Here is a 14216-nt window from a genome sequence, read left to right on the forward strand (position 1 = left end):
GGACCCTTCTTATACGGCCATCAAATCGGCTTCTTTCGCTTTCACGGCCGTTTCGATCTCGGCCACGAACTTGTCGGTCAGCTTTTGAATATCGTCGGCAGCGCGACGCTCTTCGTCTTCGCTGATTTCCTTCTCCTTGACCAGATCCTTGAGCTGGCTCAGGGCGTCACGGCGGATATTGCGCACGGCCACCCGGCCTTCCTCGGCAGCTTCACGGGCTTGCTTGGTGAACCCCTTGCGGGTTTCTTCGGTCAACGGCGGCATGTTGACCAACAACAGTTCACCCAGGTTGGTAGGGTTCAGGTTCAGGCCGGCATTCTGGATGGCCTTGTCCACGGCGCCCAGCATATTGCGTTCGAACGCAACGACCTGGAGGGTACGAGCATCCTTCACGGTCACGCTGGCGACCTGGTTGAGCGGGGTATCCGCACCATAGTAGGGAACCTGCACGCCGCTGAGGATGCTGGGGTGTGCCTTGCCGGTGCGGATACGGCCAAAGGCGTGCTCCAGCGACTCGATGGACTTGCGCATGCGCTCCTGGGCGTCTTTCTTGATTTCGTTGATCATTGCTCGCCTTCCTCGATCAGAGTTCCTTCAGCGCCGCCCACTACGATGTTCAGCAGAGCGCCAGGCTTGTTCATGTTAAACACCCGCAACGGCATGTTGTGGTCGCGGCACAGGCAGATGGCGGTCAGGTCCATTACCCCAAGCTTGCGATCCAGCACTTCGTCGTAGGTCAGCCGTTCGAATTTCTCGGCATGCGGATCTTTGAATGGATCGGCAGTGTACACACCATCGACCTTCGTCGCTTTCAGCACCACGTCCGCGCCGATTTCGATCCCGCGCAAGCAGGCGGCTGAATCAGTAGTGAAGAAAGGGTTCCCGGTGCCCGCGGAGAAAATTACCACATCACCACCGGTGAGGTGACGAATCGCCTTGCGACGATCGTAATGATCTGTGACGCCAACCATGGAAATCGCCGACATCACGATGGCGGAGATATTCGAACGCTCGAGCGCGTCGCGCATGGCCAAGCCGTTCATGACGGTCGCCAGCATGCCCATGTGGTCACCGGTCACCCGATCCATGCCGGCTGCGCTCAGGGCAGCACCGCGGAACAGGTTACCGCCACCGATCACCAACCCTACCTGCACGCCGATGCCGACCAGTTGGCCGACTTCCAACGCCATGCGGTCCAGGACCTTGGGATCGATACCGAACTCTTCCGAGCCCATCAGGGCTTCGCCGCTTAATTTGAGCAGAATGCGTTTATAGCGAGGTTGACGACCACTCACCTGCTGGGCCATTGCGTATCTCTCCTGCGGCGTACTTGAATATTTCAGGCCATGGCCTGTTGTAACCGGGCGCCTGGGGCGCGGCCGCGGCTCGCTCCAGGCGCGCTCACGGGTACTACTTTGACAAAGAGGCTGCGCGCGTGAGCGGGCAGCCTCTTTGGGGTGACAGATGTAAACCTGTCTTATTGCTTCTGGGCAGCTGCCACTTGTGCGGCAACTTCATCAGCGAAGTTGTCGACAGGCTTCTCGATGCCTTCGCCTACCTTGAAGTAGGTGAAGGAAACGATTTCAGCGCCGCCTTGCTTGGCAAGGGCACCCACGGTGAGTTCTGGGTTCTTGACGAACGCCTGCTCAACCAGGCTGGCCTCGGCCAGGAACTTCTTGATACGGCCGGCCACCATGTTTTCCACGATGTTGTCTGGCTTGCCCTTGATCTTCTCTTCGTTCAGAGAGAGGAACACGCCCTTCTCGCGCTCGATCGCTTCGGCGGAAACTTCCGAAGGCAGCAGGAACTCGGGGTTGCTGGCAGCCACGTGCATGGCGATGTCCTTGGCGAGCTCAACGGTACCGCCCTTGAGCACAACCGCGACACCGATCTTGTTACCGTGCAGGTAGGTGCCGATCACGTCACCTTCAACACGCACCAGACGGCGAATGTTGACGTTTTCGCCGACCTTGGCAACCAGAGCGGTGCGAGCTTCTTCCATGACCGGAATCAGCGCTTCGACCGTCAGGTTTTCAGCAAAGGCCTTGTCGAGGCTAGCGGCCACGAAGTTCTTGAAGTCATCTTGCAGGGCGAGGAAGTCGGTTTGCGAGTTGACTTCGATCAGCACGGCGGCCTTGCCGTCGTCCTTGATGCCGATGGCGCCTTCAGCGGCGACGTTACCGGCCTTCTTGGCTGCCTTGATGGCGCCCGAGGCGCGCATGTCGTCGATGGCTTTTTCGATGTCGCCGCCGGCCTTGGTCAGGGCCTTCTTGCAATCCATCATGCCTTCGCCGGTGCGCTCACGCAGTTCTTTGACCAGCGCTGCAGTAATCTCTGCCATTTCAAAAATCCTCTCGAACAGGTTTTCGGCCATACCGCCCGCGTGTGAACGGGCATTGAAATTCCGGCCCGCCGGGTCGTTTGCGACCCCAACGGGTGGCAAAAAGGGGGCCTAGCCCCCTTTTTGCTTACCGAGCCATTCTCAGGCGCGGTCGACTCAGCCTTCTACGGCCTCGCTGGAAGCATCCTGGGCGAATTCGCCAGTGCCGCCAGCAACGTTGTTACGACCACGGATGACGGCATCAGCCATCGAACCCATGTACAGCTGGATGGCGCGGATGGCGTCATCGTTGCCTGGGATCACGTAGTCAACGCCTTCAGGGCTGCTGTTGGTATCGACAACGCCGATGACCGGAATGCCCAGTTTGTTTGCTTCGGTGATAGCGATGCGCTCGTGCTCGACGTCGATCACGAACAGCGCGTCAGGCAGGCCGCCCATGTCCTTGATACCACCCAGGCTGCGATCCAGTTTTTCCAGGTCGCGGGTGCGCATCAGGGCTTCTTTCTTGGTCAGCTTGGCGAAAGTACCGTCTTCGGCCTGGGTTTCCAGGTCGCGCAGGCGCTTGATCGACTGACGAATGGTCTTGTAGTTGGTCAGCATGCCGCCCAACCAGCGGTGGTCGACGTACGGCGAACCGCAACGTGCTGCTTCTTCAGCAACGATCTTGCCAGCGGAACGCTTGGTGCCAACGAACAGGATCTTGTTCTTGCCCTGAGCCAGTTTCTCCACGAAGCTCAGCGCTTCGTTGAACATCGGCAGGGTTTTTTCCAGGTTGATAATGTGAATCTTGTTACGCGCGCCGAAAATGAACTTGCCCATTTTCGGGTTCCAGTAACGGGTCTGGTGGCCGAAGTGCACACCGGCCTTCAGCATATCGCGCATATTGACTTGGGACATGATAGTTCCTTGATAAGTCGGGTTAGGCCTCCACGCATCCCAATGATCCAACCCATGGCCTCGCGGCCCGGGCACCCAGGTCATCGTGTCGATACGTGTGTGGGTTCAAGCCCTGCGGAGCACACCCCCGCAAAGCGGCGCACTTTATATCACACAACACCGCAAAGAGAAACCACGCAGAACAGCCCAAAGTGTGCTCACGGGTCGACGCGGGCCGCCCGGCGCAGGCCTATGGTAGAATCGCCCCTTTGGAAATTCTTTACCCGCACCGATGGTGCCGAGAGAGCCTGTATGACCGTAACCATCAAGACCCCCGAGGACATCGAAAAGATGCGCGTTGCCGGCCGCCTGGCCGCCGAAGTGCTGGAAATGATCGAGCCGTATGTCAAGCCCGGGGTAACCACAGACGAGCTTAACCGCCTCTGCCACGACTACATCGTCAATGAGCAGAAAGCCATCCCCGCTCCGCTCAACTACAAGGGCTTCCCCAAGTCGATCTGCACCTCGATCAATCACGTGGTATGCCATGGCATTCCCAACGAGAAGCCGCTCAAGGACGGCGACGTGCTGAACATCGACGTCACCGTGATCAAGGATGGCTACCACGGCGATACCAGTCGCATGTTCCACGTCGGCACGGTGCCCGAGTGGGCGACCAAGCTGTCGCGGGTCACCCAGGAGTGCATGTATAAAGGCATCGAACTGGTACGCCCCGGTGCGCGCTTGGGCGATATCGGCGAAGTTATCCAGAAGCACGCTGAAAAGAACGGTTTCTCGGTAGTTCGCGAATACTGCGGCCACGGCATCGGCAAGGTATTCCACGAAGAGCCGCAGGTACTGCACTACGGCCGCGCCGGTACCGGTGTCGAGCTCAAGGAAGGGATGATCTTCACCATCGAGCCGATGATCAACCAGGGCAAGGCCGATACCCGCCTGCTGGGCGATGGCTGGACCGCGATCACCAAGGATCGCAAGCTCTCGGCGCAGTGGGAGCACACGGTGCTGGTCACCCACGATGGTTATGAAATCCTTACGCTTCGCCGGGACGACACCCTGCCCCGCACCTCCTCGCACTGAAAGCGTGAGCTTGTCTCTATAGAAGGAAGGCGCCCGATGCCACAGGTGGATCCGGAGTTGTTTGATCGCGGTCAGTTCCAGGCGGAACTGGCGCTCAAGTCCAGCCCTGTGGCTGCGTTCAAGAAGGCCATCCGCCAGGCGCGGGAGGTGCTGGACGCACGCTTCGCCAGCGGCCGGGATATCCGCCGGCTGGTGGAGGACCGCGCCTGGTTCGTCGATAACATCCTGCAGCAGGCCTGGACGCAATTCGACTGGAGCGAGGAAGCGGACATCGCCCTGGTTGCCGTCGGCGGGTATGGCCGCGGCGAACTGCACCCTTTCTCGGACATCGATCTGCTGATCCTGCTCGAAGACGCCGATCACGAAGTATTCCGGGATTCGATCGAACGCTTTCTCACCCTGCTCTGGGACATCGGCCTGGAAGTGGGGCAAAGCGTGCGCTCGGTAGAAGAATGCGCCGAGGAAGCGCGCGCCGACCTGACGGTGATCACCAACCTGATGGAGTGCCGCACCATCGCCGGGCCCGAACGCCTGCGCAAGCGCATGCTGGAAGTGACCGCTCCGGATCGCATGTGGCCGAGCAAGGAATTCTTCCTGGCCAAGCGGGCCGAGCAAAAGGCTCGCCATCACAAGTACAACGACACCGAATACAACCTGGAGCCCAACGTCAAAGGCTCCCCGGGTGGGCTACGCGACATCCAGACCATCCTGTGGGTCGCGCGCCGTCAATACGGCACGCTCAACCTTCAGGCGCTCGCCGGGCAGGGGTTCCTGCTCGAAAACGAAAGTGACCTGCTGGCCGCTTCCCAGGAGTTCCTCTGGAAGGTGCGCTATGCCCTGCACATGCTCGCCGGGCGCTCAGAGGACCGCTTGCTGTTCGATTATCAGCGGCGAATCGCCGAGCTGCTCGGCTATCAGGACAGCGATGCGAAGCTGGCCATCGAAGCGCTGATGCAGAAGTACTACCGGGTGGTGATGCGCATCGCCGAACTCAGCGACCTGATCATCCAGCATTTCGAGGAAGAACTGCTCGCAGGCGAAACCGGTGCCAGCGTGCAGCCGATCAACGCCCGCTTCCAGCTCCACGACGGCTACATCGAGGCCACGGCGCCCAACGTATTCAAGCGTTTCCCGTTCGCGATCCTGGAAATCTTCGTGCTGATGGCGCAGAACCCGGAGATCAAAGGGGTGCGCGCCGATACCATCCGGCTGCTGCGTGAACACCGCCACCTGATCGACGACAGCTTCCGCCACGATATTCGCAACACCAGCCTGTTCATTGAGCTGTTCAAATGCGAGATCGGCATCCATCGCAACCTGCGGCGGATGAACCGCTACGGCATCCTGGGCCGTTACCTGCCTGAGTTCGGCCATATCGTCGGGCAGATGCAGCACGACCTGTTCCACATTTATACGGTGGACGCGCACACGCTCAACTTGATCAAGCACCTACGCAAGCTCCAGTACACACCTGTGTCGGAGATGTTCCCACTGGCGAGCAAGGTCATGTGCCGCTTGCCCAAGCCGGAGCTGATCTATATCGCCGGGCTCTACCACGACATCGGCAAGGGCCGTAATGGCGACCACTCCGAGCTCGGCGCGGTCGATGCGCAGGCGTTCTGCGAGCGGCACCAGCTCCCGCCATGGGACAGCCGGCTGATCGTGTGGCTGGTGCAAAACCACCTGGTGATGTCCACCACTGCCCAGCGCAAGGACCTCTCGGACCCGCAGGTGATCCATGACTTCGCCCAACTGGTGGGGGACGAAGTACACCTTGATTACCTTTATGTGCTGACCGTGGCCGATATCAACGCCACCAACCCGAGCCTGTGGAACTCCTGGCGCGCCAGCCTGCTGCGCCAGCTCTACACCGAAACCAAGCGTGCGCTGCGTCGGGGCCTGGAAAACCCGCTCGATCGCGAAGAGCAGATTCGCCAGACCCAAGCCGCGGCGCTGGACATCCTGGTACGGGGTGGCACCGACCCGGATGACGTCGAACAGCTCTGGAGCCAACTGGGCGACGATTATTTCCTACGCCATACGGCCGCCGATGTTGCCTGGCATACCGAGGCCATCCTTCAGCAACCGTTGGACGGCGGCCCTTTGGTGCTGATCCGGGAAACCACCCAGCGAGACTTCGAGGGCGCCAGCCAGATCTTCATCTATGCGCCGGACCAACACGACTTCTTTGCCGTGACAGTGGCCGCAATGGACCAGTTGAACCTGAACATCCACGACGCTCGGATCATCACCTCCAGCAGCCAGTTCACTCTCGACACCTATATCGTGCTGGATAACGACGGTGACTCGATCGGCGACAACCCCCAGCGTATCCAGCAGATTCGCGACGGGCTGGCCGAAGCCCTGCGCAACCCGGACGACTACCCGACCATCATCCAGCGCCGGGTGCCGCGTCAGCTCAAGCACTTCGCCTTCGCGCCACAAGTCACCATTCATACCGACGCCCAGCGCCCGGTAACCATTCTGGAACTGAGCGCGCCGGACCGGCCTGGCCTGTTGGCGCGCCTGGGCAAGATTTTCCTGGAGTTCGACCTGTCGCTGCAGAACGCGAAGATCGCGACCCTCGGCGAGCGAGTGGAAGACGTGTTCTTCCTCACCGACGCCAACAACCAACCCTTGGCGGACCCGCAGCTGTGCGCGCGCCTGCAGGACGCCATCGTCGAGCAGTTGAGCGTCAGCCAGTCCCCTGGCATCGAATTGACCCGCCTGAGCATCTAGACCCGATGAATCACGCCCTCGAGCACTTGCAACCCTACCCTTTCGAAAAGCTCCGCGCCCTGATGGCCGGGGCCCAGCCACCGGAGGGCATGGCACACATCGCGCTGTCCATCGGCGAACCCAAGCATGCCTCGCCTGCGTTCGTGGCTCAGGCACTGGCCGATAACCTCGACCAACTGTCGGTTTATCCCACCACCGCGGGTTTGCCTGCGCTGCGCGAAGCCATCGCCCGCTGGTGCGGCCATCGCTTTGGGGTGCCCGCCGCCTGGCTCGACCCCGCGCGCCACGTGCTGCCCGTCAACGGCACCCGTGAAGCATTGTTCGCCTTTGTGCAAACCGTGGCCGAACGCGAAGAGGACGGCTTGATCGTGAGCCCCAACCCGTTCTATCAAATCTACGAAGGCGCAGCGATCCTGGCCGGCGTGCAGCCGCATTACCTACCCTGCCTTGAAGAACAGGGTTTCAATCCGGACTTCAACGCGGTACCGGCTCAGGTGTGGGCGCGCTGCCAGGTGCTTTTCCTGTGCTCGCCGGGCAACCCGACCGGGGCGTTGATCCCCATGGACACCCTGAAAACGCTGATTGCGCTGGCCGACGAACATGACTTCATCATTGCCGCCGACGAATGCTACAGCGAACTGTACTTCGACGAGGGCGCCCCTCCGCCAGGCTTGCTGAGTGCTTGCGCCGCGCTGGGCCGGTCGGATTTCAAACGCTGCGTGGTGTTCCATAGCCTGTCCAAGCGCTCCAACCTCCCGGGGCTGCGCTCGGGCTTCGTCGCCGGGGACGCCGAGATCCTCAAGGCATTCCTGCTCTACCGCACTTACCACGGCTGCGCCATGTCGATCCCGACCCAGCTGGCAAGCATCGCGGCCTGGAACGATGAGACCCATGTTCGGGCAAACCGTGACCTGTATCGTGAGAAATTCGATGCAGTACTGGAGATCCTAGGCCCTGTGCTGGACGTGCAGCGGCCGGATGGCGGCTTCTACCTTTGGGCCGGTGTGCCGATGAGCGACGAGGCATTTTGCCGTGAGCTGTTCTGCGAACAGAACGTGACCGTGGTCCCTGGGTCGTACTTGTCGCGGGAAGTAGGCGGCGTGAACCCCGGCGCCAACCGCGTGCGCATGGCGCTGGTAGCGCCGTTGGCCGAATGCATCGAAGCGGCCCGGCGCGTTCGCGCGTTCGTCGAGCAACGTACGTAGGCGCAACGCTTAGCGTGCGCCAGGCCCCAAGCCTTGCATCCGCAAGGCCGGGGCAGAGCGGGTCAATCCTGCAATTGGGCGGCCAGGGCCTTCACCTTGCTTAGGTCGCCATTGGCAACCTTAGTGACCCCAGTGCCGTATTCGGGGTCCGCCTTGTACAGATAGGAAAGCATGATGTGCTTGCTTTCCGCGTCAGTACCCGCAAGGGATTCACCAAAGCTCTGGATCAGGTCCAGACGGTCCTTCTCGCTATAGGAGCGGTACAGATCGCCCGCTTGCTTGAAGTTCTGCTCGCGCTGGATCTTCGCCTGTTGGGTAGTGCCACTTAGCGGTAGCTGGCTGTAGACCGCGCCACTATCGGCCGGGCGCGGGTTCAGCCGGCTTGGCTCGTAGTTGACTCCGGTAGTGGTGTGGCCGCCGTTCATGGCGCCGTCCTGGTTGCCGTTGTTCACCGGCACCCGCGGCTGGTTGACCGGCAGGCTCAGCCCATTGGTGCCCACGCGGTGCAGTTGGGTGTCGGCATAGGAGAAGATCCGGCCCTGCAGCAGCCTGTCCTCGGACGGCTCGATACCCGGCACCAGGTTGGACGGCGCCATCGCCACTTGCTCGGTTTCTTGGAAGAAGTTGTCCACGTTCTTGTTCAGCACCATCTGGCCAACCTTGCGCTCGGGCACATCTGGCCAGATCTTGGTCGCATCCAGCGGATCGAATTCAAATTTGGCCAGGTCTTCGGGCTTGATGACCTGGACATACAGGTCCCATTTGGGGAAGTCGCCTTTGTTGATCGCCTTTACCAGGTCGTTGGTCATATGGCTGTAGTCCGTGGACTGGACTTTGGCCACTTCCGCCGGATCAAGGTTCTTCACACCCTGCAGGCTCTTCCAGTGAAACTTGACATAGTGCACATCGCCCTTGGCATTGACCAACTTGTAGGCATGCACACTGTTACCATCCATGAAGCGATAACCCGCGGGCGTTCCTTCATTGGAATAAAGAAGCGTCAACGTTCGGGTAGCCTCGGGAACATGAGAGAAGAAATCGAACCGCCTGGAATCGTCATCCAGGTTAGTGCGGGGGTCCGGTTTGAAAGCATGGACCATATCGGGAAACTTGATTGCGTCGCGGATAAAGAATGTAGGGAAGTTGTTACCTACCAAGTCCCAGTTGCCATCGGCGGTATAGAACTTGGTGGCGAAACCGCGAGGGTCACGCAGGGTTTCGGGTGAATGGTTACCGTGTACCACCGAGGAAAAGCGCACAAACACAGGCGTATGCTCGCCAGCGCGGAAGACCCTGGCCTTGGTCAAGTCGGACAGGTCCGCGGTCGCACTGAATTCACCTTTAACGCCCGTGCCGCGAGCATGCACCACGCGCTCCGGGATACGTTCGCGGTCGAAGCGCTGGAGCTTTTGTATCAGCTGCACGTCCTGCAACAAGGTGGGGCCAGTGGCGCCTGCAGTCTGCGAGTTTTGGTTATCACCTACCGGCGCGCCGTTATCGCGAGTCAGGGGCGTAGCAATGGCCGAGGAAACGGCCAGTGCGCCAAAGGCAACAACGCCTAGGGCCTGGCTACTCAAGTTAGTTAGTTTCATGGTATCCCTCATGGATTATTGTGGTAACAGCCACTTAATCGTAGAGAGCGGAAGCCGTTTAGCTGTAATTGAAAACTCCTATAACGCTGATAAATAAAAATTCAGTAACGCAAATGGAATATATGACATTTCATGTAAAGAAGTTAGTCCGCGCGCGTAATGTATACATGTAAATGCGCTGACAATTGCATCCGGAATTACCGGGTCACATACCGAACAATTACCCCGCCGATGAAGCCTACGGGACAGCGGCCGACGCGCTGCCAACGCCCTCACCGGCCCGCCCGGCGACTACACAGTCATGGCGCCAGCTCGAGCGATGTCGCATAATTCCCGCCCCCTCAATTCCGGAGCAAAGGCTGGGGCCCACCGGGCCGCTGCTTCACGCACATGGCTTACACTCTTTTTGGCATCAAGGCCTGCGACACCATGAAAAAAGCCCGCGCTTGGCTGGATGAGCATGGTATCGCCTACAGCTTTCATGACTACAAAACGGTAGGCATCGACCGCGAGCGCTTGACCCGCTGGTGCGAGGCCCATGGCTGGGAAACCGTGCTCAACCGCGCTGGCACTACCTTCCGCAAACTCCCGGACGCCGACAAGACCGGGCTGGATCAGGCACGGGCCATCGAATTGATGCTGGCCCAGCCTTCGATGATCAAGCGCCCGGTACTCGACCTGGGCGACCGAACCCTCATCGGCTTCAAGCCAGACCACTACGCGGCGGCCCTGAACTGATCAGCTGGCCCCGCCTTGCAAGAGGAATACTGCATGTCTAATACCCTGTTCAGCCTGGCCTTTGGTGTCGGCACCCAAAACCGCCAGGGCGCCTGGCTCGAAGTGTTCTACGCACATCCCCTGGTTACCCCCGCCCCTGCCCTAGTGGAGGCTGTGAGCACACTGCTGGGCTACACCGGCGGCAACCAGGCCATCACCTTCGGTGCCACGCAGGCCTCGCAGCTGGCCGAAGCCCTCAAGGCCATCGACCCCACCCAGGCCGCGCTGCTTACTCGCCTGGCCGAAAGCCAGAAGCCACTGGTCGCTACCTTGCTGGCAGAAGACGCCGCGCTCACCTCTACTCCCGAGGCCTACCTCAAGCTGCATTTGCTGTCGCACCGGCTGGCGCGGCCTCACGGCCTGAACCTGGCTGGGATCTTCCCACTGCTGCCCAACGTCGCCTGGACCAGCGAAGGCGCCATCGACCTGGGCGAACTCGCCGCGCGCCAGCTGGAAGCTCGCCTCAAGGGCAAGCTGCTGGAAGTGTTCTCCGTGGACAAGTTCCCCAAGATGACCGACTACGTGGTGCCGGCAGGGGTGCGCATCGCCGACTCCGCGCGCGTACGCCTGGGGGCCTACATTGGCGAAGGCACTACCATCATGCACGAAGGCTTCGTCAACTTTAACGCTGGCACCGAAGGCCCGGGGATGATCGAAGGCCGCGTGTCCGCAGGCGTGTTCGTCGCCAAAGGCTCGGACCTGGGCGGCGGTTGCTCGACCATGGGCACGCTGTCTGGCGGTGGCAACATCGTGATCAAGGTCGGCGAAGGCTGCCTGATCGGCGCCAACGCCGGTATCGGCATCCCCCTGGGTGACCGCAACACGGTCGAAGCCGGCCTGTACATCACCGCCGGCACCAAGGTGGCCTTGCTCGACGACGCCAACCAGCTGGTGAAAGTGGTCAAGGCACGCGAGTTGGCAGGCCAAAGCGACCTGCTGTTCCGCCGCAATTCGGAAACCGGCGCGGTCGAATGCAAAACGCACAAGTCCGCCATCGAGCTCAACGAGGCGCTGCACGCCCATAACTGATGACGGTCACCGGGGCGGCGTTGGGCTGTTAACGAACGCCGCCGCCCGGTGCCAGGGTTCCGAACATGTTCCAGCCTTCCCCGTGGCGGGCAGAGTTTCCTGCCCTCGCCGCCCTGCAGCGGCAGCAGCAAACCTACCTGGACAGCGCAGCCACCACCCAGAAGCCGCAGGCGATGCTGGATGCGCTCAGCCACTACTACACACACGGCGCCGCCAATGTCCATCGGGCCCAACATTTGCCAGGCGCGCTGGCGACCCAGGCGTTCGAAGAGTGCCGCGAGAAGGTCGCCCAGTGGCTGCATGCCGGAGCACCAGCCCAGGTGATTTTCACTCACGGCGCAACTTCGGCGCTGAACCTCCTGGCCTATGGGCTGGAGCATCAGGTGAACAGCGGTGATGAAATCGCCGTCAGTGCGCTGGAACACCACGCCAACCTGTTGCCGTGGCAGCAATTGGCGATTCGCCGCAATGCGCGGCTAGTGGTGTTGCCAGCCGATGCTCACGGGCGTATCGACCTTGCCCTTGCCAGCAATCTGGTCGGGCCCCGAACACGCATCCTCGCCGTCACCCAGCTGTCCAACGTACTGGGTACGCTGCAACCCCTGCCTGAACTGATCGCGCTGGCCCGCCAGCAGGGTGCCCTCTCGGTCATCGATGGCGCCCAAGGCGTAGTACATGGCCGCCAGGACCTGGCGTCGCTGGGCTGCGATTTCTACGTCTTCTCCAGCCATAAGCTGTATGGGCCGGACGGTGTCGGTGTGCTGTACGGCCGCAGCGAGGCGCTAGGAAAGCTGCGCCACTGGCAATTCGGCGGGGAAATGGTGCACCAAGCCGATTATCACCACGCCAGCTTTCACCCGGCTCCACTGGGCTTCGAGGCGGGGACGCCACCGATCGGCGGGGTGATCGGCCTCGGCGCCACCCTGGACTGGCTCGGTTCGCTCGACGAAAAAGCCGTGATGGCCCACGAGCATGAGCTTCATCAGCAGTTGCTGCGTGGGCTGGGGGATCGCGAAGGCGTTCGCCTGTTGGGCGCGCCAGACAAGGCCCTGGCGAGTTTCGTCGTTCAGGGTGTGCATAACGCTGACTTGGCTCATCTGTTGACCGACCAAGGCATTGCCGTGCGAGTAGGCCATCACTGCGCCATGCCACTGTTCAACACCCTGGGGGTAAACGGCGCAATCCGCGCGTCCCTCGCCATGTACAACGATTCCGACGACCTGCAGCGCTTCTTCGAAGCCCTGGACCGTGCCATGGAGTTGCTGCGTTGACCCTCTCGACCGAAGCCGCGGCGGCCGTTGAGAGGTTCGCAGGCTGCACTTCTTGGGAGGCCCGGGCGCGTTTGCTGATGCAAGAAGGCGAGCGCCTGGTGCCCCTCGAGGCGCAGGAGCGAACGGATGCCAACCTCGTTCACGGGTGTGAAAGCCAAGTGTGGCTGGTGGCCCATCTCGACAGCGGCCACTGGTATTTCCGTGCCAGCAGTGACGCGCGGTTGCTGCGTGGCCTGCTCGCGCTATTGCTGGTCCGAGTCAATGGCCTGGACCAAGCCGCCCTCCTAGAGGTGGACTTGCAACAATGGTTTGCAGGGCTTGGCCTGCAGCGCCAGCTCACACCCTCGCGGAGCAATGGCCTTAACGCCGTGTTGCGGCGGATGCGAGCGTTGGCGGAGGGCCATCCGTAGCAGTGAAGGGCCGGCCATCCGGCGACGGCTCGCAAATAGAAAATTGCGCAGGCTTGCGCTCCGACGGCCGCCGCACGCCGGCCACCAGCTTGTCCACGACCCTGCTCGCGGCCACCATCCCGAAGGTAGCGGTGACCATCATCACCGCGCCAAACCCGCCGGCGCAGTCCAGGCGCACCCCTTCGCCCACGAACCCCTTGCTCAGGCACACGCCGCCGTCCGCCGCTGGGTAGCGCAGCTGCTCGGTGGAGTACACACAGGGCACGCCATAGTTGCGCGAGGTATTCCGGGAAAAGCCATAGTCCCGCCGCAGCAGCGAACGTACCCGCGAGGCCAGCGGGTCATTGCGAGTACGGTTAAGGTCACAGATACCCACTTGAGTAGGGTCCAGTTGCCCACCCGCGCCACCGGTTGCGACGATTGGAAGCTTGCGGCGCTTGCACCAGGCGATCAGCGCGGCCTTGGCGTTGACGCTATCGATGCAGTCCAGCACATAGTCGAGCGAGTCGGTGATGTATTCGGGCAAGGTCTCGGCGGTGACGAAATCCGCCACCGCATGCACGGTGCACGCCGGGTTGATGTCACGCAGCCGCTGCGCCATCACCTCGACCTTTGGCTGGCCGACCGTGCTCGACAACGCGTGGGCCTGACGGTTGGCGTTACTGACGCAAACGTCGTCCAGGTCGAACAGGGAAATCTCGCCCACGCCAGAGCGCGCCAACGCTTCCGCCGCCCACGAGCCTACGCCGCCTATGCCGACCACCGCCACATGCGCCGCCTGCAAACGGGCCAAGCCCTCCGCGCCATACAGGCGGGCCACCCCGCCAAACCTTGGATCATCACTGCTCATTGCCGTACCTCTGGATCGAGCGGCGATT

General features: G+C 61.3%; 13 protein-coding genes. 7 read left to right on the forward strand and 6 right to left on the reverse strand.

Annotation, left to right across the window (positions count from 1 at the left end):
* Window positions 1-9: 9 nt before the first annotated feature.
* The 4 genes from frr to rpsB all read right to left on the reverse strand — a co-directional run bounded on the left by frr (window position 10) and on the right by rpsB (window position 3238).
* Window positions 10-567 carry a ribosome recycling factor gene (gene frr / locus OGL93_RS17560; RefSeq protein WP_263264081.1) on the reverse strand — a complete coding sequence of 186 codons (558 nt, stop codon included), beginning with the start codon at window positions 565-567 and terminating at the stop codon, window positions 10-12.
* The gene (pyrH, locus tag OGL93_RS17565) at window positions 564-1307 is read right to left on the reverse strand and encodes a UMP kinase (protein ID WP_263264082.1); all 744 of its coding nucleotides are present in this window, start codon (window positions 1305-1307) and stop codon (window positions 564-566) included. Before pyrH ends, frr begins: the two co-directional genes overlap by 4 nt.
* Window positions 1308-1477: 170 nt before the next feature.
* On the reverse strand, window positions 1478-2341 hold the full coding sequence (gene tsf / locus OGL93_RS17570) for a translation elongation factor Ts (protein WP_263264083.1): 864 nt from the start codon (window positions 2339-2341) through the stop codon (window positions 1478-1480).
* Between the two features lie 156 nt (window positions 2342-2497).
* Complete coding sequence (gene rpsB / locus OGL93_RS17575) at window positions 2498-3238, reverse strand: 30S ribosomal protein S2 (protein ID WP_263264084.1); 741 nt, start codon at window positions 3236-3238, stop codon at window positions 2498-2500.
* A gap of 291 nt (window positions 3239-3529) precedes the next feature.
* Here rpsB and map point away from each other — a divergent pair, with 291 nt between their 5' ends.
* Genes map through dapC form a run of 3 tightly spaced genes read left to right on the forward strand, consistent with a single transcriptional unit; the run spans window position 3530 to window position 8259 of the window.
* Window positions 3530-4315 (forward strand): type I methionyl aminopeptidase, encoded by a 786-nt coding sequence (gene map / locus OGL93_RS17580; protein WP_263264085.1) that lies wholly within the window; start codon window positions 3530-3532, stop codon window positions 4313-4315.
* A 36-nt stretch (window positions 4316-4351) separates the two neighbouring features.
* A complete protein-coding gene (locus OGL93_RS17585; protein ID WP_263264086.1) occupies window positions 4352-7054 on the forward strand; it encodes a [protein-PII] uridylyltransferase in 2703 nt (900 codons plus the stop codon).
* Window positions 7055-7059: 5 nt separating this feature from the next.
* The gene (dapC, locus tag OGL93_RS17590) at window positions 7060-8259 is read left to right on the forward strand and encodes a succinyldiaminopimelate transaminase (protein ID WP_263264087.1); all 1200 of its coding nucleotides are present in this window, start codon (window positions 7060-7062) and stop codon (window positions 8257-8259) included.
* 62 nt (window positions 8260-8321) lie between these two features.
* Here dapC and katB read toward each other — a convergent pair whose 3' ends face one another.
* Window positions 8322-9863: a catalase KatB gene (gene katB, locus OGL93_RS17595; RefSeq protein ID WP_263264088.1), complete on the reverse strand. Its 1542-nt coding sequence runs from the start codon at window positions 9861-9863 to the stop codon at window positions 8322-8324.
* 378 nt (window positions 9864-10241) lie between these two features.
* Between katB and OGL93_RS17600 the strand changes: the two genes are divergently transcribed.
* The 4 genes from OGL93_RS17600 (at window position 10242) to OGL93_RS17615 (ending at window position 13338) form a co-directional block, all read left to right on the forward strand.
* The gene (locus OGL93_RS17600; RefSeq protein WP_263264089.1) at window positions 10242-10589 is read left to right on the forward strand and encodes an ArsC family reductase; all 348 of its coding nucleotides are present in this window, start codon (window positions 10242-10244) and stop codon (window positions 10587-10589) included.
* A gap of 33 nt (window positions 10590-10622) precedes the next feature.
* Window positions 10623-11657: a 2,3,4,5-tetrahydropyridine-2,6-dicarboxylate N-succinyltransferase gene (gene dapD, locus OGL93_RS17605; RefSeq protein WP_263264090.1), complete on the forward strand. Its 1035-nt coding sequence runs from the start codon at window positions 10623-10625 to the stop codon at window positions 11655-11657.
* A gap of 65 nt (window positions 11658-11722) precedes the next feature.
* Window positions 11723-12928, forward strand: a complete 1206-nt coding sequence (locus tag OGL93_RS17610) for a cysteine desulfurase (protein ID WP_263264091.1) — start codon at window positions 11723-11725, stop codon at window positions 12926-12928.
* A complete protein-coding gene (locus OGL93_RS17615) occupies window positions 12925-13338 on the forward strand; it encodes a SufE family protein (RefSeq protein WP_263264092.1) in 414 nt (137 codons plus the stop codon). Before OGL93_RS17610 ends, OGL93_RS17615 begins: the two co-directional genes overlap by 4 nt.
* Here the strand turns inward: OGL93_RS17615 and tcdA are convergent.
* Complete coding sequence (tcdA, locus tag OGL93_RS17620; RefSeq protein ID WP_263264093.1) at window positions 13289-14188, reverse strand: tRNA cyclic N6-threonylcarbamoyladenosine(37) synthase TcdA; 900 nt, start codon at window positions 14186-14188, stop codon at window positions 13289-13291. The two genes, OGL93_RS17615 and tcdA, sit on opposite strands and share 50 nt — an antisense overlap.
* Window positions 14189-14216 lie beyond the last annotated feature (28 nt).

This window comes from Pseudomonas sp. RIT-PI-S, from assembly GCF_025642975.1.
GTDB lineage: Bacteria > Pseudomonadota > Gammaproteobacteria > Pseudomonadales > Pseudomonadaceae > Aquipseudomonas.

What these genes read in the sequence shown, in the direction of transcription:
- katB (WP_263264088.1), bottom strand. Translation starts at nt 9,863, where the DNA reads ATGAGGGATACCATGAAACTAACTAACTTGAGTAGCCAGGCCCTAGGC.
- pyrH (WP_263264082.1), bottom strand. Translation starts at nt 1,307, where the DNA reads ATGGCCCAGCAGGTGAGTGGTCGTCAACCTCGCTATAAACGCATTCTG.
- OGL93_RS17600 (WP_263264089.1), top strand. Translation starts at nt 10,242, where the DNA reads ATGGCTTACACTCTTTTTGGCATCAAGGCCTGCGACACCATGAAAAAA.
- dapD (WP_263264090.1), top strand. Translation starts at nt 10,623, where the DNA reads ATGTCTAATACCCTGTTCAGCCTGGCCTTTGGTGTCGGCACCCAAAAC.
- dapC (WP_263264087.1), top strand. Translation starts at nt 7,060, where the DNA reads ATGAATCACGCCCTCGAGCACTTGCAACCCTACCCTTTCGAAAAGCTC.
- tcdA (WP_263264093.1), bottom strand. Translation starts at nt 14,188, where the DNA reads ATGAGCAGTGATGATCCAAGGTTTGGCGGGGTGGCCCGCCTGTATGGC.
- frr (WP_263264081.1), bottom strand. Translation starts at nt 567, where the DNA reads ATGATCAACGAAATCAAGAAAGACGCCCAGGAGCGCATGCGCAAGTCC.
- tsf (WP_263264083.1), bottom strand. Translation starts at nt 2,341, where the DNA reads ATGGCAGAGATTACTGCAGCGCTGGTCAAAGAACTGCGTGAGCGCACC.
- rpsB (WP_263264084.1), bottom strand. Translation starts at nt 3,238, where the DNA reads ATGTCCCAAGTCAATATGCGCGATATGCTGAAGGCCGGTGTGCACTTC.
- map (WP_263264085.1), top strand. Translation starts at nt 3,530, where the DNA reads ATGACCGTAACCATCAAGACCCCCGAGGACATCGAAAAGATGCGCGTT.
- OGL93_RS17610 (WP_263264091.1), top strand. Translation starts at nt 11,723, where the DNA reads ATGTTCCAGCCTTCCCCGTGGCGGGCAGAGTTTCCTGCCCTCGCCGCC.
- OGL93_RS17585 (WP_263264086.1), top strand. Translation starts at nt 4,352, where the DNA reads ATGCCACAGGTGGATCCGGAGTTGTTTGATCGCGGTCAGTTCCAGGCG.